Below are 17,702 nucleotides of genomic sequence, written 5' to 3' on the forward strand. Positions count from 1 at the left end.
TTTTTTGCTGCAACGCAGAAAATACTTCGGATTCCCTTATTAATCAATCAGTTGCTTTGGCCAAAACATAGGTACCGGGCGCGGGACACAGAGACGGGTGGTTCGAATCGCCCGGCTCACGCGCCGGAATCTGCTTGCCGGACCGCTTTCTCAACCACGCTTCCCAAAGCGGCCACCAGGACCCTTCATGGAAATTGGCATCCTTCATCCAGCTGTCAGCGTCCAGTTGCATGTCCGGGTTGGTGTAATGCCCGTATTTCTTTTTGCAGGGCGGATTCACGATGCCTGCGATATGACCCGATTCCGATACCACAAAAGTTTTCGACCGCGAGCCCATCTGCTGCACGCCGCGGTAACAGTCTTTCCAGGCCGCGATATGATCAGTCTCGCAGGTTATTGACATTAACGGAACGTCGACATCCCGGATATGCAGCTTGTGCCCCAGCAGTTCAAACCCGTCGGTGACAAAATCATTGCTTTGACACAGCCCACGCAAATACTCGACCGCCATGCGGCCCGGCAGGTTGGCCCCATCTCCGTTCCAGTAAAGCAAATCAAACGCCGGAGGTGTTTCGCCCATCATGTAGCTGCGGATTGCGGGGCCGTAGATCAGGTCGTTCGAGCGCAGGAAGGACATGGTTCGCCCGATGACCCAGGCTTTTAGCACGCCATCCTTACCGATCTGGTCTTCGATGCCGTTGACGAAGTCGTTTTGCAGAAACGGGGTGAACTCTCCCTGTTCGCCAAAATCGGTCAGTGTGGTGAAGAACGTGGCCGACTTGATCGACTTGTCCCCGCGCTGCTTCAACAGCGAAAGCGTCAGGCTTAGTGTGGTGCCCGCGATGCAATAGCCGACCGCATTGACTTGCTTGACCTTGCAAATGTCCTTCACCTGCTCGATCGCGGTCAGGTAACCTTCTTCGATATAGTCCCCCATGCCGATTTCGGCGTGGGACGCGTTCGCATTTGCCCAACTGACGACAAATAGGGTGTAGCCCTGCTCTGTTACCCATTTGATCAGGCTGTTCTGGGCCTTGAGGTCCAGAATGTAGAATTTGTTGATCCAGGGCGGGAACAGGACAATCGGCGTTTCATGCACTGTCTCGGTTGCCGGTTTGTACTGGATCAGCTCCATCAACCGGTTGCGATAGACCACCTCTCCCGGTGTCGTGGCGATATTGCCGCCCACTTCAAAGGCGCTGTCATCCGCCAGTCGAACAACCATCTCGCCATCATTGGCCTCCAGATCGGAAACAAGGTTCTCCAGCCCTTTGATCAGCGACTGACCTTCAGTCTCCACCGCTTTTTCCAGCGCATCGGGGTTTGTGGCCAGAAAATTTGTCGGAGACATCATGTTGATGATCTGTTGCGAAAAAAAGTGAAGACGCTGCTTGTCTTTGGCATCCATGTCATCGACCGAGGCCACTGCTTCTGAAATCGCATCGGCATTTGTCTGGTATTGCTGGCGGACGAAGCGGAAATAAGGGTTAGTCTCCCAAAGCGGATTGGCAAAACGTTTGTCTTTGGCTACTGGTGCCGCCCCCTCAACTTCGCCCGTTGTCAGCGCCTGCTGCGCTTCGGCAAAGTTCATGACAGACTTGCTCCAATAGGCAATCTGGTGTTCCAACAGCTTGGCGGGATTTTGCCAAGCCTCGGCCATATATGCCGTTGCTGCTTTTGCGAAAAGCTCTTGATTCGGGCCGTCCAACGCGGGGGAATGCGCCTTCTTCCCGGCCATGACCTCGACCAGCCGCTTCGACAGCTCTTCGACTTTGTTCATATTTTCTTTAAGCCGTTCAAGATGTTCTGCGGACAATTCCTGCGCCTGGTCTTCACTTGTTGTCATTTTAACAATTCCCCCGTAATCTTTCTGCTATGCAGAATAACGTCGCGGCAGCCGCAGCGCAAAGCGACGAATGGTCCGAAATTTCGGGCTGACACTCAAGGAGGTTCGCCCGATGCGCTACATGATGACCTATGATCTGATGGAAACCATGCGCAACACCAATCAATGGATGGGTGCAACCGCAAGCGCGATGGCCTCCTACCCGGCTTTCTCGATGGTGCCCAACCCTGTGTTCGGCATGATGGCCGCCTGGGGCGAAGTGACCGAGCGGACGTTCCAGCGCATGGTCGTCAAACCGGATTGGGGCATTCGCACGTTCACCTGCGAGGATGGCAAGGACCACCTTGTCGATATCGTACCGGTGGTCGAGCGTGCATTTGGCGACCTGATCCATTTCCGCGTCAATGGTCGTGAGGAACAGCCCCGCAAGGTGTTGCTGGTTGCGCCGATGTCGGGCCACTATGCCACGCTGCTGCGCTCGACAGTCAAAAGCCTGCTGGTCAATTGCGAAGTTTACATCACCGACTGGCATAATGCGCGCGATATCCTCGTGTCCGAAGGCAAGTTCGACGTCGAGGATTATACCCTCTACCTTGTCGATTTCATGAAAGAGCTTGGGCCGGACACCCATGTCGTTGCTGTGTGTCAACCTGCCCCGCTGACTTTGGCAGCCACCGCCTATCTGGCCGAGGTCGACCCCAAAGCCCAACCCAGCACACTGACCCTGATCGGTGGGCCGGTGGATCCCGACGCGACCCCGACAGATGTCACCGATTTTGGCCGCCGCGTTACAATGGGTCAGTTGGAAGAAACCATGATCCAGCGTGTGGGTTTTAAGTACAAAGGCGTCGGCCGCATGGTCTATCCCGGCCTGTTGCAGTTGGCCTCGTTCATGTCGATGAACGGAGAGCGCCACAGCAAGGCCTTCACCGACCAGATCCAGCGTGTCATGCGGGGCGAGGCCTCGGATCATGACGCGCACAACCGTTTCTACGATGAGTATCTGGCAGTGATGGACATGACGGCCGAGTTCTACCTGTCTACCGTCGAACGCATCTTCAAAAACCGCGAAATTGCGCGGAATGAATTTGTGGTGGCCGGGCACAAGGTGGATATAGGCAAGATCACCGATGTCGCGGTAAAATCAGTTGAGGGCGCGAATGACGATATCTCGGCCCCTGGCCAATGTATCGCGGCCCTTGATCTTTGCACCGGTCTGCCCGATGCGAAAAAGGCCAGCCATGTGGAACCCGGCGCGGGGCACTACGGTATTTTTGCGGGCCGCAGCTGGCGCGACAATATCCGCCCGCTGGTGATCGACTTCATGAACGCCAACACACGCAAACCGCGCCGCCGGGCCGCCAACAAGAACAAAGTCGCCTGAGGCGCATGGTTCAAAGCCCGGCCAAGGACACTACCTTCGCCTGCACCTGCGGTGCTTTGAGTGGGCGCATTTCAGCCGCAGGGGTCGCTTCGTACACACATGTGGAATGCTTTTGCCACGATTGCCGGGCCGCGCAGCTTTATTTTGGACAACCCGACCCTGCCCCTGGCCCGGTCGACGTGCTGCAAATGCTGCCCGAGGAGATCGTTTTTGAACACGGCGCAGAACACCTTGCGCTGATGCAGCTCAGCCCCAAAGGGATGTTGCGCTGGTACGCCAGTTGCTGCAACGCCCCGCTGGCCACCACTTCACGTACACCGAAAGTTCCCTTCGCCGGGTTCATCGTGAACCGCATCCCGGACCCAAGCGACCTAGGGCCCGTACGTACACGCGGCTTTGTTCCTCGCCCCGGCGGAAAGCAAGCGCATGAAGGCTTGGGCCCTGCGGCAATTGGTCTGGTGACGCGCGCGCTGAAGTCCCGTTTGTCTGGCAGTTGGAAGAACACGCCTTTCTTCGATGCCTACACCGGGGAAACGTCGGCGAAACCGACCGTCCTATCGAAACCCGAGCGCGCAGCCCTCTACAAGTAGGCCAAACGCGCCGGAATGTTCAGCCAAGCCTCCAAGGCTTCGGTCACCGCGGCGGGGGCCTCGAGCGGCACCATATGGCCCGCCTCCTCGATCACACGCAGTTCGGCATTCGGGATCATCTCAGCCATGAAACTATGTTTGCGCACTGGAGTGATTTGGTCATGGGCCCCACACAAAACCAGAGTTGGCACGTTGATATGCCGCAACCCCCCTTGCTGGTCCGGTCGGCGCTGCATGGCTCGCATTTGCCGTTCGAACATATCCGGCCCTTGATCAATGGCCATGGCCATCACTTCGTTCAGGACGGGCACCCGCTCCGGCCCCGCCGCCAATGTGTCCGAACCGATCATGCGAGTCATCACATCCTCAAGCCGCCCGGATTTTGCCCCAACGATCAACTCTTCACGTCCCGCCGCGATCTGAGGGGTATCGGCCTGTGCATCGGTCGCAATCAGGCACAACCGGGAGACCCGGTCCGGCGCGCGGCGCGCGATCTCAAGCGCCACAACCCCGCCCATGCCGAAGCCGCCCAATGCAAACCGATGCGGCAACTGGTCCAGCAAGCCTGAGGCAATCTCTTCTATCCGTTCGCCGACCGACAGGGGCGCAACCGTCACCGCGCGGTAATGAGACAGGTACAAAATCTGAGCCCCGAACAGGCGCGCATCGCACATGAAACCGGGCAGTAAAACCAACGGCTCAATCAACAGAGCCTCCACAATAATCAACTTTCCCTGCAGGATGAGTGTTTTCCAGCACCCGGGCAAGGGAAAGTTCAAGGATAGTCGATGCCCCGAAAGGGTGGGAAATCCGCATAGCGCGCCTGCCGCTTGTCCCGTGGTTCATCAGGTTCCGCCCCAGCCCGCAACAGGCATCCGCGTGGCGCGATATAGCTATCGATCCGGCGATGCGGATTGGGTCTCCAGACCAGATTGAACGCGCAGAGCTTGGGAAAGAACCAGATCTCGGAATAGTCCAGATGATCATGCATCCACCACGCAATATCGCGCCAATCGCGCCCGGTTCCATATTGATCCGCGAACCACGGAATCACGATCGAAGCCCCCGCAATCCGGTTCTCGCCCGTGCCCCGATCCCAGATATGGCATTCCATCGGGTTATCATTGCGGGCACAGTTCAGTTTGTTTTCGTTGCCGAACCGGTTCAGCGACGGCGCGCGATAACCCGAGCGTACGGCGACGCGCCCAAAGGTCTCTTCCAAAGGGTCCAGCAGGGTTTGGCAAAAAGCGCGCCCCGTTTCGATGGCTAGATCAGGTTTTTCGGGGATGTTCTGTATCCCATGAAAATTCCCGATTTCGGAATACAGGAAGTCCCGCATGAAGAAATGCCGCGACAAGCGCACCCGGCCCAGCGTCTCAAGGCTCCACATACTGGCCGGTTTACGCATCGCTATTCGATCCCCACCGAGCGTAGCCACGCGAGCATGCCATCCACGGTGACTTCGGTCTGCCCCGGCGACATCAGCCGCCCGGCCACAACATGCGACGCAGGATCGTCATCTGCTCCCATCGTAACCAGATGAACCGTCGCAGGCCCGCCCCACGCCTGCGCCACTTCATGAGTCCGATCCGGTCGTACCACCTGATCGTCATCCGAGAACCAGAACAGCGCCGGAACCTGTGCTTGCGCAAAATCCTGCGCGTTCACCACATCGACCAGCCGGGTCATGGGAACAACGGCCTCCCACGGATAGCTCAGCGACCAGTATTTGTTCCGCTCCGGGTCGGTATCAGACACATCGCGGGTTTCCCCCATCAACAGCGGCAACCACTGCCGTGCCCAGGGCAGGCCGGGTATCCAAGCCCCCGGCGTATTGACCCCGAAATTCGGCGAAACAAAGATCATCGCGCCGACGCCCTGCACCATCTCGGCATCCAGCGCGGCAGCCGCAGCCAGCGTCCCCCCAGTCGAGGTCGAGATCACAACCACCCGGTCGCCAACCGCGCGTGCCGCAGCCAGACCTTCGACCATGTCCAACATCCAACCCGAGGCCGTCGCCTCAGCCATGGCCGTACCGCTGCGACCATGGCCTTGCAGACGCGTGTAGACCAGATTGGCACCCAACGCCTCTGCCAACAGATCCGGCACCGGGCGGATTTCCTCGGATGAGGCCGAGAATCCGTGAACATAAAGGATCGACACCGGTGTTCGCTGTTCCTTGAATCCCTCTTGCCAGATCACCCGCTTTTCGACACCGGGAACGATGTCTTCGAAGGCGGATTCGACACTCTCGAAATAGACCTGCACCCCCTCGCCAAATTTGCGCGGCTCAAACGTGGGATGAAGGTCAACCTCTTCGCGCGGCCCCAACCAGAAGATCAGGCCGCCCAGAGCTGCCAGCACGACAATGAAACGCAGAACCAACCGGGTCATTCGGGGGCAAGCACATCAAGCACGGCGCGTTCGATGATCTCCAGGCAAGGCCCGTCCGAGAATCTGTGATCCGCATCCTTGACCAACAGCAACCGCATATCCGGTCCACTGGCATGGTCCAGCAACCGCACAGCCGTCTCGATTGACACCGCTGTATCCGCCGTGCCCTGCAAAAATCGCACGGGAAATGGCAAAGCCAACGGATCGCGCAGAACCAATCGCGTGCGCCCATCTTCGATCATGCGCTTGGTAATGATGTAAGGCTCCATGTAATCCGAGGGCAATTCCACATGCCCCACCGTCTCCAGAGCCGCCTTCTGTGAATCGCTGAACGAGGCCCAATAGCCATCTTCGGTAAAGTCCGGCGCGGCAGCGATTGCAACCATCCCGACAATTCGTTCCGGCATTGCCTTTGCCAACAACAACGCCTGCCAGCCACCCATGGACGACCCGACCACAATCAAGGACCCTTCGGTCAGCGCCTTGACCGCGGCAACGGTATCCTCATGCCAATCGCCAATGCAGCCTTCCTCAAACGTACCGGAACTCTCCCCATGCCCCGAATAGTCGAACCGCAAAAACGCCTGCCCACGTGCCTTTGCCCATGCTTCAAGATGCACCGCCTTGGTGCCTTCCATATCCGACTTCAGCCCGCCAAGAAAAACGACCGTGGGCCCAGACCCCTCACTTTTGTGATACGCCAATCGCCGCCCCTGCGCGGTCTCCAGAAATTCAGCCTCTACCATAAAACCCTCTTTGCTTTGTCAACATCATGCACGTCCCAACCCCAACCGCAATTCCCCGATCCGACCTTCATCTGGCTAAAAATATCCCGGGGTGCGCGAGGGGCAGCGTCCCTCGCTCCCGCACTTGACACAATCCCCACCACCTGCCAAAGCAGCCAGACGCAAATAACCCGCAACCGGGCGTTCAGTGGGCGCCAAACCGACGAGGAGAGCCAACATGGCCCTGGATTCGAAATCCGTCTCTCTCACCTTCCCCGATGGCAATGCACGTTCCTATGACGCAGGCGTAACACCCGCGCAGGTGGCCGCCGATATCTCGACCTCGCTGGCCAAAAAGGCAATCTCGGCCACGGTCGACGGCAAGCATTGGGACTTGCAATGGCCTATTGAGTCCGACGCCCAAATCGCCATCCACACCATGAAAGATGAAGAGCAGGCCAATGAGCTGATCCGTCACGATCTGGCGCATGTCATGGCCCGGGCGGTGCAGGAAATCTGGCCCGCGACCAAAGTCACCATCGGCCCCGTGATCGACAATGGCTGGTACTATGACTTTGACCGCGAGGAACCCTTCACCCCCGAAGATCTCGGCCTCATCGAGAAAAAGATGAAAGAGATCATCAACAAGCGCGACCCCGTCACCACCGAGGTCTGGGACCGCGACCGCGCGATCGAATTCTACAAGGCCAATAACGAGCCCTATAAGGTCGAGCTGATCGAAGCCATTCCGGGTGATGAACCGCTGCGGATGTATTGGCACGGCCACTGGCAGGACCTGTGCCGAGGTCCGCACCTGCAGCACACCGGCCAACTGCCCGGCGATGCGTTCAAACTGATGAGCATCGCGGGCGCCTATTGGCGCGGCGACAGCGACCGCGCGATGTTGCAGCGGATCTATGGCGTGGCTTTCACCGGCAAGGAAAAGCTGAAAGCCCACCTACACATGCTGGAAGAGGCCGCCAAACGCGACCACCGCAAGCTGGGCCGCGAGATGAACCTGTTCCACATGCAGGAAGAGGCCCCCGGCCAGATCTTCTGGCATCCGAACGGATGGAAAATCTACACCACCCTTCAGGACTACATGCGCCGAATGCAGGAACGCGACGGCTATGTCGAGGTCAACACTCCGCAAGTTGTCGACCGCAAACTGTGGGAGGCCTCGGGTCACTGGGACAAATATCAGGAAAACATGTTCATCGTCGAAGTGGATGAAGAACATGCCCGTGAAAAGGCGATCAACGCGCTGAAGCCGATGAACTGCCCCTGCCACGTGCAGGTGTTCAATCAGGGTCTAAAATCCTATCGCGACCTGCCCCTGCGCATGGCCGAGTTCGGGTCTTGCGCACGTTATGAACCCTCGGGCGCGCTGCACGGGATCATGCGGGTGCGCGGTTTCACGCAGGATGACGGCCATATCTTCTGTGCCGAGGATCAGATCGAATCCGAGACCGCAAAGTTCATTGCCTTCCTATCCAAGGTCTATGCCGATCTGGGCTTCCACGACTGGACGATTAAACTATCCACCCGCCCGGAAAAGCGCATCGGGTCTGATGAAAGCTGGGATCTGGTGGAAAAGGCTCTTGGTGATGCCTGCAAGGCGGCCGGGTACGACTATGAGATCCTCGAAGGCGAAGGCGCGTTCTATGGACCTAAGCTGGAATTCACCCTGACCGACGCCATCGGCCGGACCTGGCAATGCGGCACGCTGCAGGTTGACCCCAATCTGCCCGAACGTCTGGATGCCAGCTTCATCGGCGCAGACGGTGCCAAGCACCGTCCGTTCATGCTGCACAGGGCAACGCTGGGCTCGTTTGAACGTTTCATCGGTATCTTGATCGAAGAGCACGCCGGCAAGCTGCCGTTCTGGCTGGCCCCGCGTCAGGTTGTCGTGGCCTCGATCACTTCCGAGGCGGATGATTATGTGGCCGAAGTGGTGGAAACGCTCAAAGCCGCCGGGGTTCGGGCCGAAGCGGATATCCGCAACGAAAAGATCAACTACAAGGTCCGCGAGCATTCTGTCGGTAAAGTGCCCGTGATTTTGGCCGTCGGTCACCGCGAAGTCGAAGACCGCACCGTCAGCGTGCGCCGTCTTGGCGAAAAACAAACACAGGTTCAATCACTTGAGGCTGTAACAATTGAGCTATCCAAGGCGGCGACCCCCCCCGATCTGCTGTAACATTCGGCGTCAATTCGCCTGCGATCCGGCCCTAAAACAGGGGCCGGATTGAAATATTTTCCATTTTCGATTTCAAAAACAATATGTTAACCTACAAGAGGGCATGACAGTGCCTGACGGGGTTGTGAGACACGGGCTCGTGAATTTAACTGTCGCCTCTGAACGACTACCTTTGTCATTGTCAACACAGACATACGCAGTCACCAAAAGGATTACCGAGATGTCGAACACAGCTAAGTCCCTCGTTATCGCAAGCGCCGTTGCAGCCGCCGTATCGGGCATGGCCACCACCGCAACCGCACAAGCCAAAGAGAAATGCTATGGCGTTTCGCTGGCAGGCGAAAACGATTGCGCCGCAGGCCCCGGCACCACCTGCGCCGGTACCTCGACCGTTGATTATCAGGGCAATGCCTGGACTCTGGTCGACGCAGGCACTTGCGCCGATATCGAGCTGCCTAAAACCGCAGACGGTTCGGACCGCAAAGGCTCGCTGGAGCCGCTGGACCGCGATCTGCCGGCATAAGCCCGCGCTTAGGAAAACCGAAGGGGCGGGCCTTGTCGCCCGCCTCTTTGTCGTGAACCGGAGACTATAACGATGCTGGTCAATGCTATTCGTTCAAACAGACTGCCCGCCGCGCCGGGTGTCGGATATAAGCCCCAGCATTTTCAGCAAATTCTGGATCACGCGCACCCGGTGGCATGGCTGGAAATCCATGCCGAGAATTACATGGGCGATGGCGGACGCCCGCTGGCGCAACTGCGCCATTTGTCCGAACAATTCCCCATCTCTGTCCACGGTGTCGGCCTGTCCATTGGCGGCGAAACCCCGCTGGACCCCGATCATCTGGCCCGGTTGAAACATTTGGTTGGCTGGCTGAACCCTGCCAGCTTTTCGGAACATCTGGCCTGGTCGACCCATGACAGCCATTTCCTGAACGACCTGCTACCCCTGCCCTACACCGACGCAACTTTGGACCGGGTTTGTGAGCATATTGATCAGGTGCAAGAGGTTGTCGGGCGGCAGATGCTGCTGGAAAACCCCTCCAGCTATTTGGCGTTCGAGGAGAGCACCTGGTCCGAGCCTGATTTCCTACGTGAAATCGCGCGTCGCACGGGCTGTGGCCTGTTGCTGGACGTGAATAATGTGTTCGTGTCGGCCACCAATCTGGATTTCTCGCCGCAAGGCTATATCGACGCCTATCCGCTGGACAAAGTGGGTGAGATTCATCTGGGCGGCCACGACGAGGATGAAGACGACCACGGTCGCCCCCTGCTGATCGACAGCCATGGGCGCGAGGTTGTGGACCCTGTATGGACGCTGTTAGATTACGCTCTGGACCAGTCCGGCTCCAAGCCCATCTTGATCGAATGGGATACCGACGTTCCCGACTGGCCTGTACTGCGCGCCGAGGCCGATAGGGCTCAGGCGGCTTTGGACCGCGTTCCAGCATGAGCGTTTCTCAGACAACCTTCCACACGGCGCTTTTGGACCCGTCACAGGCGGTGCCCGACGGCCTTGTGGACGCGTCGGAACACCCTGCGGGACGTCGTTTCAGCGTCTTTCGCAACAACGTCGCCGTGTCGCTGACCGAGGCAATGCATCAGGCCTTTCCGGTGATTACCAAACTGCTGGGCACGCAGAATATGGATGGTCTATCGGGTATTTTCCTACGTCAGCATCCTCCGACCTCGCCCATGATGATGTTCTATGGCGAAGCATTCCCCGAGTTTCTGGCCGGGATGCCGCAGCTTTCGCATCTGGGCTACCTGCCCGACATCGCTCGGCTGGAACTGGCTCTGCGTCAGTCTTACCACGCCGCCGACAGCACCCCAGCCCCAGCGGATGCGCTGGCAGTTGCGCCTGATGAGGTGATGCAGGCCACGCTTGAATTTGCGCCGTCGATGCGGGTGATCCGCTCGGAATGGCCGATTTATTCGATCTGGCGTTTCAACACGCTAGAAAACGCACCCAAGCCACAGGCTGGGGCCGAAGGCGTGTTAGTAACACGACCGGAATATGATCCCGCTCCGCATCTGCTGCCTGCCGGTGGTGCGGATTGGATTGCAGAGATGATGGCCGGTCAGACGATCGGTCAGGCGTTTGAAAACACCTCTGCAACCACCCCCGAGTTTGACCTTGGGGCTACTCTGGCGCTGCTGCTTCAAGGCGGCGCTCTTACTTCTGTGACTATCGAAAGGCTGGCATAATGACTGCCCTGATCTCTCTTCACAATAACGTCCTGGGACGGCTCGACAGTTCGGCCAATTGGCTGACCCCGACCCTGGCGCGGCTTGTTTTTGTTGCTGTATTGCTTGTGTATTACTGGAACTCGGCCACCCTGAAGATTGACGGGTCGATCTTCTCGGCGTCAGCCGGTGCCTTTGGCCAGATCTTCCCCAAAGCGGCTGAAGCCGTTTTGTACGACGTCACCCAGATGACCTTTTTCCAGCGCATCGTGATCTTCTTCGGCACCGTGGCCGAATTCGTCCTGCCTGCGCTTCTGCTGGTTGGTCTTCTGACACGCGTTGCTGCCCTGGCCATGATCGGGTTCGTCTGGGTCCAGACCATCGTTGATGTCGCCGGTCACGGCGTGAAACTGGGTGGATTGTTCGACAACGCCATCACTTTGATGGATCAGCGTGTGATGTGGACCTTCCTGTTCCTGGTCATCGTGATCAACGGCGCAGGCCCGATTTCCATTGACCGCGTCCTGCGCCTAAAATGATCTAGAAATGCGCCTTGGGCTCGTCCGGTTTACCTGCGGCCAGCCCGAGGACCCCCGCCACCCCGGCAAATGCGACGGGGAACATGGTAAAGGCATTGAAGCCAAACGCGTAATACATGCCGCCTGCTGAGACCAGCAACAATAGCCCCCCAACCAGTGCCCGCGCCTTGGCCATGGCACCACCGGCAATCGCCAGCAGAGGCGCAAGGATTGAGGCCGTCTGGATCAGTTGCGCGTTGTCGACCTGCTCGGCCAACCCGTCGATCTCACCGAACCGGTCGATCAGTTCGACATAGCCATAGCCGACAAAGCCGACCAACATGCCGATTAGCCCGGCAATCACACCCAAAATCATCGCTGCGTTACGCATCCTTCGCCCTCTTGCTTGCGCCCTTGCAGATAAGCATCCGCTCAGCCGACGCCAAGAGCCGCCTTCGTCGCCGCCGTCCAGCCGAGAAAAAGCTCCCCGTCACGCTCGATCAGCGGGCGTTTCATTAAGGTCGGATGATCGCGCAACAGCTCCAATGGTGCACGCGCGCGTTCGTCTTCGCTTAGGCCCCGCCAAGTCGTGGACCGGGTGTTGAGCAAAGCCTCGCCGAAATGTGTAAGAGCCTTTGAGAGCACTGTTTCAGGCACGCCATCAGCGCGGACGTCGATGAATTCAACATCCTGCAATGACTTCAATGCCTTACGGCAGGTGTCACAGTTCTTAAGTCCATATAGACGCATTTTCGGGGGCTTCCTGTGCTTGTGCGAATTTTAGGCAATTTCGCCAACGTGTTCCGGTAATTCTTGATTTTTTACTTCACCGTGCAATGTTGAAAAAGACGAAATACGCAATTCGGGCCGAAGCGTGTGGGCGCGGCGGTGATGAAAGGCGGTGGCGTCAATCACTTCCCCCACCAATTTGTGGGACAACGTGTAAGTAGAAGGAGACACGGGAAATGCCAACTGGCACCGTGAAATGGTTTAATACCACTAAAGGCTATGGGTTTATTGCCCCTGATGAAGGTGGCAAGGACGTATTTGTACATATCTCGGCTGTTGAACGGTCAGGTCTGACCGGGCTCGCAGACAATCAGAAAGTCTCATACGAATTGCAGGACGGACGCGACGGTCGCCAGATGGCCGCCGATTTGAAACCGTTGTAAGGCCCCCTCCCGACGGGAAGACAAAGCAGGGCAACGGCCAATTTCCGGCCGTTGACCAATAATGGTTCGACCAATGTTAACCGCGCGCCGGATCTGCGTCGACGTGCGTGAATCAGTCTTGACCCATCGCAACGATGCAGGACGTGCCGGTCGAATAAGTGACAACCATCGTCCAATCACCTTTCTCGCTAGTCCAGACTTCCATGATCTGCTCAGGGCTGCGCACCCCAGAGGCTGCGCGTTGCGAGTCGAACTGACGTTCCAGCTTGTCATGCAACCGGGACGTCGGCTCACACAGCACCTCAGCAATAGGGGATTTGGCCAAAGCCGGAGCGCCAAGCAACGACATCAAGCACGCGTATCGGATACAGGAAAGAAAAGTCATGAAGCCAGTGCAACAGCTTCATGACAGTACGTATAGACAAACGATATGCGTTTAGTTTTCGCGAATGACCGCTTCGAACTCGCGCCATTCGCGGGCGGTCATGCCCGAGGTTTCCTGCGTCACGGCCTCTCCGGCGAGCATCCGCCGCAGGCTGTCGACCATCTGTGCCGACAGATTCACCGCGCCCAGACGATAATCTTCAAAGGCTTTGTAAGCGAATGGCACCCAATCGGCGACGATCTTGCACATCATATCTGCATATACCCGGATTTCGTACTGCGCATGCGGGTCGGCCCGTAAACGCAGGAAGTGGAACAGGTTGTGCAGGTCCACCTTCCAATACCACTGGGTGTAGATATTCGCCGGCAGGTTCATTCGCGCCAGTTCACGCGCCAGACCCTGCTGACCGTCCTGACTGATCATCGCCTCGTAATTGTCATAGCACCGGGCGCTGTCAGCCTTTAGTATCTCCAGAACCCGCGCGGCCTCTTCACCTTGTAATGCTTCGCCCCGACCCTGGTTATTCACCTCGGACTGCGCCGCCACATGGTCGGGCGCGGGAATATAGAACTCCCGATCCAGGATTGAGTAGCGCGCGGAGTATTCATTCACATTCGCCGTCCGGTGCCGGATCCATTGACGGGCCACAAAGACAGGCAGCTTCACATGCAACTTGATTTCGCACATCTCGAACGGGGTCGAATGCCAGTGACGCATCAGATAGCGGATCAGGCCTTCGTCATTCTGCACCGACTTAGTGCCTTTGCCGTAAGACACCCGCGCCGCCTGACAGATCGCGTTATCATCGCCCATATAGTCGATTACGCGCACAAAGCCGTGGTCCAGGACTTGATGAGCGGTGTACAAATGATCTTCCATCCCCGGAGCCACAACACGACGCGTTTGATGCGATTGCGCCCTTTGCGCTTCGATCTCGGCCAGTTGGTCAGAGGACAGCGGCATGAAATTTCCTTTCCATCGAATGAGTCGGCGACCACTATATCTCGGCAATGCAGCGACCGGAACCGCGATATGTACGCTTGTTTGTGCATTTTCCAAATTGTGTCCGCCGCACCTCTCGACAGACTATGTTAGCGCGCTAAGGTGCTTGTCATCACCTGAACAAAAAAAGGAAACCGCAATGGGGCTGACATACCTCCACACCATGGTCCGTGTGAAAGATCTTGAGAAATCCATGGCGTTTTACGAACTGCTGGGGCTGCAAGAAACCCGCCGGTATGACAGTGAACAGGGCCGGTTTTCGCTGATCTTCATGGCGCCTCCGGGGCAAGAAGATCGCCCGATCGAACTGACATACAACTGGGATGGCGACGACGGATTGCCTAGCGATAGCCGGCATTTCGGTCACTTGGCCTACGGAGTCGATAATATCTACGAAATATGCCAACTACTTCAGGACAATGGCGTCGTGATCAACCGGCCGCCGCGTGACGGGCGCATGGCGTTTGTGCGCTCGCCCGACAATATCTCGGTCGAGCTGCTGCAAAACGGTGACGCGCTTGATCCGGCCGAACCCTGGGCCAGCATGGAAAGCACCGGCCACTGGTGATCCGCTGGCTGACAATAGCGGGACTGGCCTTACTGGCCAGCCCTCTGCAGGCCGAGACCTGCAGGCTGGCGCTCGCCTTGGCGATGGACATATCGACCTCGGTAGACGCATCCGAAGACACGCTGCAACGGCAGGGCCTGGCCGCAGCACTCGTCGCACCCGAGGTGACCGAGGCGTTTTTCTCGTCCCCCATGCCCGTGGCGCTGGCCGTTTATGAATGGAGCGGGCGCAGCACGCAGCACGTCATACTGAACTGGTCGATGATCCGCACGCGGGCGGACTTGCTGGCAGCGGCGACGACGGTGCAACAGTCGGTGCGGTCCGACAGCGGGTCGGCCACGGCGATGGGATATGCGCTGGCCTTTGGTGCGACATTGATGCAGCAAGCCCCGCCCTGCCTGTTCCAGACCATCGATCTGTCTGGGGATGGGTCGAACAATGACGGGTACGGACCAGACTCGGCCTATCGCCACTTTCCATTTCAGGACATCGTGGTGAACGGGCTGGTCATCAACGCCGCCGATTTCGAGGGTGAGCTGTTCCTGATCCCGTTTTTCGAGAACAATGTCCTGCATGGCCCCAGCGCTTTTTTGGAAGTTGCGCAAGGGTTTGAGGATTTCGAGCGCGCCATGCGCCGCAAACTTGAGCGGGAATTGCAAGGCCTGCAAATCGGCGCGCTATCTGGTGATGCGTTGAAATGATCCGCTACCTTGCCGCTGCCGCAACCCTTTTGGCAACGCCTGCGATGTCTGAGTGCAGGCAAGCGCTGGCCCTTGGGCTGGATGTCTCTGGTTCGGTCGATAGTACCGAATACCGGTTGCAGCTTGGTGGTCTGGCCGCTGCCCTGCAACGACCCGAAGTCAAGCAACTCCTTCTTTCGGGCCTTGGCCCTGCGGTGCGGTTGGCGGTATTCGAATGGAGTGAGCCCGGTCATCAGCGCATGTTGCTAGACTGGACAGAAATCCGATCCGAGGAACAATTGGATGGTATTTCAGACCTGTTGAACTCCGTGACGCGCAGCTCGGCGCCGCAGGGAACGGCGGTCGGATCGGCGATGCAGTTTGGCGCCGGTCTGCTGTGGCAACAACCTGAGTGCTGGAAGCACACGCTGGACCTGTCTGGCGACGGCAAACACAACATTGGACCCCATCCCCGCGAGGCCAAACAGGCGCTGCAAGCCAGCGGGATCACTATCAACGGTCTGGTGATCGGCCCGGATGACGCCAATGTTGGGGACAAGCGCGACGTGCAGATCAGCGAGTTGTCCGCCTATTACAATGCGTGGGTCATTATGGGCCCCGATGCCTTTGTCGAGGTTGCCGTGGGGTTCGAAGCCTATGAGGACGCGATGGCCCGCAAGCTGATCCGCGAGCTTGAAGGCCAGGTCCTGTCCGATGCCGGGCCCTACACCCGGCCCTGATCAGTAAATATAGCGGATCTGATCCGTCCAGTAGCGTTCAACCCGGCGGAGGGAAGTGGTGATGTCCTCAATCCCTTCCAGCTCCAATACGCCACGTGATTGCAACCCACCTGCGTGGCGCGCGAACAGTTCGGATACGATATTGCGGATCTCACGCCCCCGCGGCGTCAGACGCACGCGCACCGAGCGGCGGTCAATCTCGCAGCGTTGGTGGTGCATATAGCCCATCTCAACCAGCTTTTTCAGGTTGTAGCTGACATTGCTGCCCTGATAGTAGCCCCTGCTTTTCAATTCGCCCGCCGTGACCTCATGATCGCCGATATTGAACAGCAACAAGGCTTGCACGGCGTTGATCTCAAGCACGCCGACACGCTCGAACTCGTCCTTGATGACGTCCAGCAGCAGGCGGTGCAGCCGTTCCACCAGCGCAAGCGCCTCAAGATAGCTGGTCATGAAGCCCTTGGCCCCGTGCGCGGAGACCTGCATTTCCATACTCATCCGATCCTCCGATTCAATCGCGCCGTTTCAGGCAGCATGAATCGAAAAACCGAATATTCAGTTAAGCAGATTTTGCTCTTACTTTTGAAAGGTTTGCGCTATGTCCACAATCAGATCTGCATACGGCTCGGGCGTGGAAACCTGTCCTGTCACCCATTGATACAGGTCCTGATCATTCTCGTGCAGCAGGGCGTCGTACAGGTCCAGCAACGCCTCATCCATGCTGCCAAGATTGCGATCGGCATAGGCCGACAGGATCAGGTCCATCTCTTTGATGCCCCGGCGCATCGAACGCATTTTCAACCGCTTGATCCGCGTGTCCCGCTGCTCGGTCACTGGACTTGCTCAGCCATCTGTCGCAGACGCTTTTCCAGTTTCGCGGCTCGTTCCGCGCTGGCTCGCATCTCGCCCCGGATCGAGCGTAGCTCGGCCACGATATCCACAAGTTCGGGCATGGGTTCTTCAGCTTCCGAGGGCGCATCCATACCCTCGCCTTCCCCGGTCAGCAGCCACATGATCGAGACATTTACCATCCCGGCCAGCATCGACAGGCGGTTGGCGCGCGGCTCGGACAGGTCGTTTTCCCAATCCGCGAGGGTTGCTTTTTTCACGCCCAACCTGCGGGCCAGTTGTGACTGTGTCATCCCCGCAGCTTCACGTGCACCTGCCAGACGGTCGCCGAATGTCGCTGAATCCGGGCCGTACCAGTCGTTTTCGTCGTTCATCGGGGTCTCCAATTCCACAATTCATATCGCTTGATCGTCGTTCGGGCGCACCCTATGACAGACAGGTTGATCATTCAAACCGAGGGCCCCC

General features: G+C 58.0%; 24 protein-coding genes. 11 read left to right on the forward strand and 13 right to left on the reverse strand.

Annotated features, from left to right (window positions below):
- Positions 1-43: 43 nt before the first annotated feature.
- Positions 44-1,846, reverse strand: a complete 1,803-nt coding sequence (locus ACR0L1_RS05345) for a PHA/PHB synthase family protein (protein ID WP_480857532.1) — start codon at positions 1,844-1,846, stop codon at positions 44-46.
- Between the two features lie 112 nt (positions 1,847-1,958).
- Here ACR0L1_RS05345 and phaZ point away from each other — a divergent pair, with 112 nt between their 5' ends.
- Both phaZ and ACR0L1_RS05355 read left to right on the forward strand, forming a co-directional pair.
- Positions 1,959-3,230, forward strand: coding sequence for a polyhydroxyalkanoate depolymerase (gene phaZ / locus ACR0L1_RS05350; RefSeq protein ID WP_480502623.1), 1,272 nt, complete (start codon positions 1,959-1,961; stop codon positions 3,228-3,230).
- 5 nt (positions 3,231-3,235) lie between these two features.
- Positions 3,236-3,820, forward strand: a complete 585-nt coding sequence (locus tag ACR0L1_RS05355) for a DUF6151 family protein (RefSeq protein WP_480857534.1) — start codon at positions 3,236-3,238, stop codon at positions 3,818-3,820.
- Here ACR0L1_RS05355 and ACR0L1_RS05360 read toward each other — a convergent pair.
- From ACR0L1_RS05360 to ACR0L1_RS05375, 4 genes are all read right to left on the reverse strand, one after another.
- Positions 3,811-4,527: an alpha/beta fold hydrolase gene (locus tag ACR0L1_RS05360; protein WP_480857536.1), complete on the reverse strand. Its 717-nt coding sequence runs from the start codon at positions 4,525-4,527 to the stop codon at positions 3,811-3,813. The two genes, ACR0L1_RS05355 and ACR0L1_RS05360, sit on opposite strands and share 10 nt — an antisense overlap.
- Before the next feature lie 68 nt (positions 4,528-4,595).
- Positions 4,596-5,210, reverse strand: coding sequence for a hypothetical protein (locus ACR0L1_RS05365; RefSeq protein ID WP_480502890.1), 615 nt, complete (start codon positions 5,208-5,210; stop codon positions 4,596-4,598).
- A gap of 20 nt (positions 5,211-5,230) precedes the next feature.
- Positions 5,231-6,214, reverse strand: coding sequence for an alpha/beta hydrolase (locus ACR0L1_RS05370; protein WP_480857538.1), 984 nt, complete (start codon positions 6,212-6,214; stop codon positions 5,231-5,233).
- A complete protein-coding gene (locus ACR0L1_RS05375; RefSeq protein WP_480857539.1) occupies positions 6,211-6,960 on the reverse strand; it encodes an alpha/beta fold hydrolase in 750 nt (249 codons plus the stop codon). The genes ACR0L1_RS05370 and ACR0L1_RS05375 overlap by 4 nt, the downstream gene beginning before the upstream one ends.
- Before the next feature lie 217 nt (positions 6,961-7,177).
- Here ACR0L1_RS05375 and thrS point away from each other — a divergent pair, with 217 nt between their 5' ends.
- From thrS to ACR0L1_RS05400, 5 genes are all read left to right on the forward strand, one after another.
- Entirely contained in the window at positions 7,178-9,136 is a 1,959-nt protein-coding gene (thrS, locus tag ACR0L1_RS05380) for a threonine--tRNA ligase (protein WP_480502627.1), read from the forward strand.
- Positions 9,137-9,356: 220 nt separating this feature from the next.
- On the forward strand, positions 9,357-9,659 hold the full coding sequence (locus tag ACR0L1_RS05385) for a BufA1 family periplasmic bufferin-type metallophore (RefSeq protein ID WP_170770331.1): 303 nt from the start codon (positions 9,357-9,359) through the stop codon (positions 9,657-9,659).
- 72 nt (positions 9,660-9,731) lie between these two features.
- On the forward strand, positions 9,732-10,589 hold the full coding sequence (gene bufB, locus ACR0L1_RS05390) for an MNIO family bufferin maturase (RefSeq protein WP_480857542.1): 858 nt from the start codon (positions 9,732-9,734) through the stop codon (positions 10,587-10,589).
- Entirely contained in the window at positions 10,586-11,344 is a 759-nt protein-coding gene (locus ACR0L1_RS05395) for an HvfC/BufC family peptide modification chaperone (RefSeq protein ID WP_480857544.1), read from the forward strand. The genes bufB and ACR0L1_RS05395 overlap by 4 nt, the downstream gene beginning before the upstream one ends.
- Complete coding sequence (locus ACR0L1_RS05400) at positions 11,344-11,862, forward strand: DoxX family membrane protein (RefSeq protein ID WP_170770325.1); 519 nt, start codon at positions 11,344-11,346, stop codon at positions 11,860-11,862. The genes ACR0L1_RS05395 and ACR0L1_RS05400 overlap by 1 nt, the downstream gene beginning before the upstream one ends.
- 1 nt (position 11,863) lies before the next feature.
- Here ACR0L1_RS05400 and ACR0L1_RS05405 read toward each other — a convergent pair whose 3' ends face one another.
- The 3 genes from ACR0L1_RS05405 to ACR0L1_RS05415 are packed head-to-tail and all read right to left on the reverse strand — an operon-like array spanning position 11,864 to position 12,756.
- Positions 11,864-12,232, reverse strand: coding sequence for a hypothetical protein (locus ACR0L1_RS05405; RefSeq protein ID WP_170770323.1), 369 nt, complete (start codon positions 12,230-12,232; stop codon positions 11,864-11,866).
- Positions 12,233-12,273: 41 nt separating this feature from the next.
- The gene (locus tag ACR0L1_RS05410; RefSeq protein WP_170770321.1) at positions 12,274-12,591 is read right to left on the reverse strand and encodes an ArsC/Spx/MgsR family protein; all 318 of its coding nucleotides are present in this window, start codon (positions 12,589-12,591) and stop codon (positions 12,274-12,276) included.
- A 30-nt stretch (positions 12,592-12,621) separates the two neighbouring features.
- Positions 12,622-12,756: a hypothetical protein gene (locus tag ACR0L1_RS05415; protein WP_269149773.1), complete on the reverse strand. Its 135-nt coding sequence runs from the start codon at positions 12,754-12,756 to the stop codon at positions 12,622-12,624.
- 50 nt (positions 12,757-12,806) lie between these two features.
- Between ACR0L1_RS05415 and ACR0L1_RS05420 the strand changes: the two genes are divergently transcribed.
- Positions 12,807-13,013, forward strand: coding sequence for a cold-shock protein (locus tag ACR0L1_RS05420; RefSeq protein ID WP_008758035.1), 207 nt, complete (start codon positions 12,807-12,809; stop codon positions 13,011-13,013).
- A 112-nt stretch (positions 13,014-13,125) separates the two neighbouring features.
- Here the strand turns inward: ACR0L1_RS05420 and ACR0L1_RS05425 are convergent, their stop codons facing one another.
- Complete coding sequence (locus tag ACR0L1_RS05425) at positions 13,126-13,362, reverse strand: hypothetical protein (RefSeq protein ID WP_480857546.1); 237 nt, start codon at positions 13,360-13,362, stop codon at positions 13,126-13,128.
- Positions 13,363-13,449: 87 nt separating this feature from the next.
- Complete coding sequence (thyX, locus tag ACR0L1_RS05430) at positions 13,450-14,361, reverse strand: FAD-dependent thymidylate synthase (RefSeq protein ID WP_480857548.1); 912 nt, start codon at positions 14,359-14,361, stop codon at positions 13,450-13,452.
- 178 nt (positions 14,362-14,539) lie between these two features.
- Here thyX and ACR0L1_RS05435 point away from each other — a divergent pair, with 178 nt between their 5' ends.
- The 3 genes from ACR0L1_RS05435 to ACR0L1_RS05445 are packed head-to-tail and all read left to right on the forward strand — an operon-like array spanning position 14,540 to position 16,388.
- A complete protein-coding gene (locus ACR0L1_RS05435) occupies positions 14,540-14,968 on the forward strand; it encodes a VOC family protein (protein WP_170770314.1) in 429 nt (142 codons plus the stop codon).
- Complete coding sequence (locus ACR0L1_RS05440; RefSeq protein ID WP_480857550.1) at positions 14,965-15,669, forward strand: DUF1194 domain-containing protein; 705 nt, start codon at positions 14,965-14,967, stop codon at positions 15,667-15,669. Before ACR0L1_RS05435 ends, ACR0L1_RS05440 begins: the two co-directional genes overlap by 4 nt.
- A complete protein-coding gene (locus ACR0L1_RS05445) occupies positions 15,666-16,388 on the forward strand; it encodes a DUF1194 domain-containing protein (protein ID WP_480857552.1) in 723 nt (240 codons plus the stop codon). Before ACR0L1_RS05440 ends, ACR0L1_RS05445 begins: the two co-directional genes overlap by 4 nt.
- Here ACR0L1_RS05445 and ACR0L1_RS05450 read toward each other — a convergent pair whose 3' ends face one another.
- The 3 genes from ACR0L1_RS05450 to ACR0L1_RS05460 all read right to left on the reverse strand — a co-directional run bounded on the left by ACR0L1_RS05450 (position 16,389) and on the right by ACR0L1_RS05460 (position 17,611).
- Complete coding sequence (locus tag ACR0L1_RS05450; protein WP_480502634.1) at positions 16,389-16,886, reverse strand: MarR family winged helix-turn-helix transcriptional regulator; 498 nt, start codon at positions 16,884-16,886, stop codon at positions 16,389-16,391.
- Positions 16,887-16,964: 78 nt separating this feature from the next.
- Positions 16,965-17,222 (reverse strand): succinate dehydrogenase assembly factor 2, encoded by a 258-nt coding sequence (locus ACR0L1_RS05455; protein ID WP_336510109.1) that lies wholly within the window; start codon positions 17,220-17,222, stop codon positions 16,965-16,967.
- On the reverse strand, positions 17,219-17,611 hold the full coding sequence (locus ACR0L1_RS05460) for a helix-turn-helix domain-containing protein (RefSeq protein ID WP_170770305.1): 393 nt from the start codon (positions 17,609-17,611) through the stop codon (positions 17,219-17,221). The genes ACR0L1_RS05455 and ACR0L1_RS05460 overlap by 4 nt, the downstream gene beginning before the upstream one ends.
- Positions 17,612-17,702 lie beyond the last annotated feature (91 nt).

Source organism: Ruegeria sp. J8 (genome assembly GCF_056531925.1).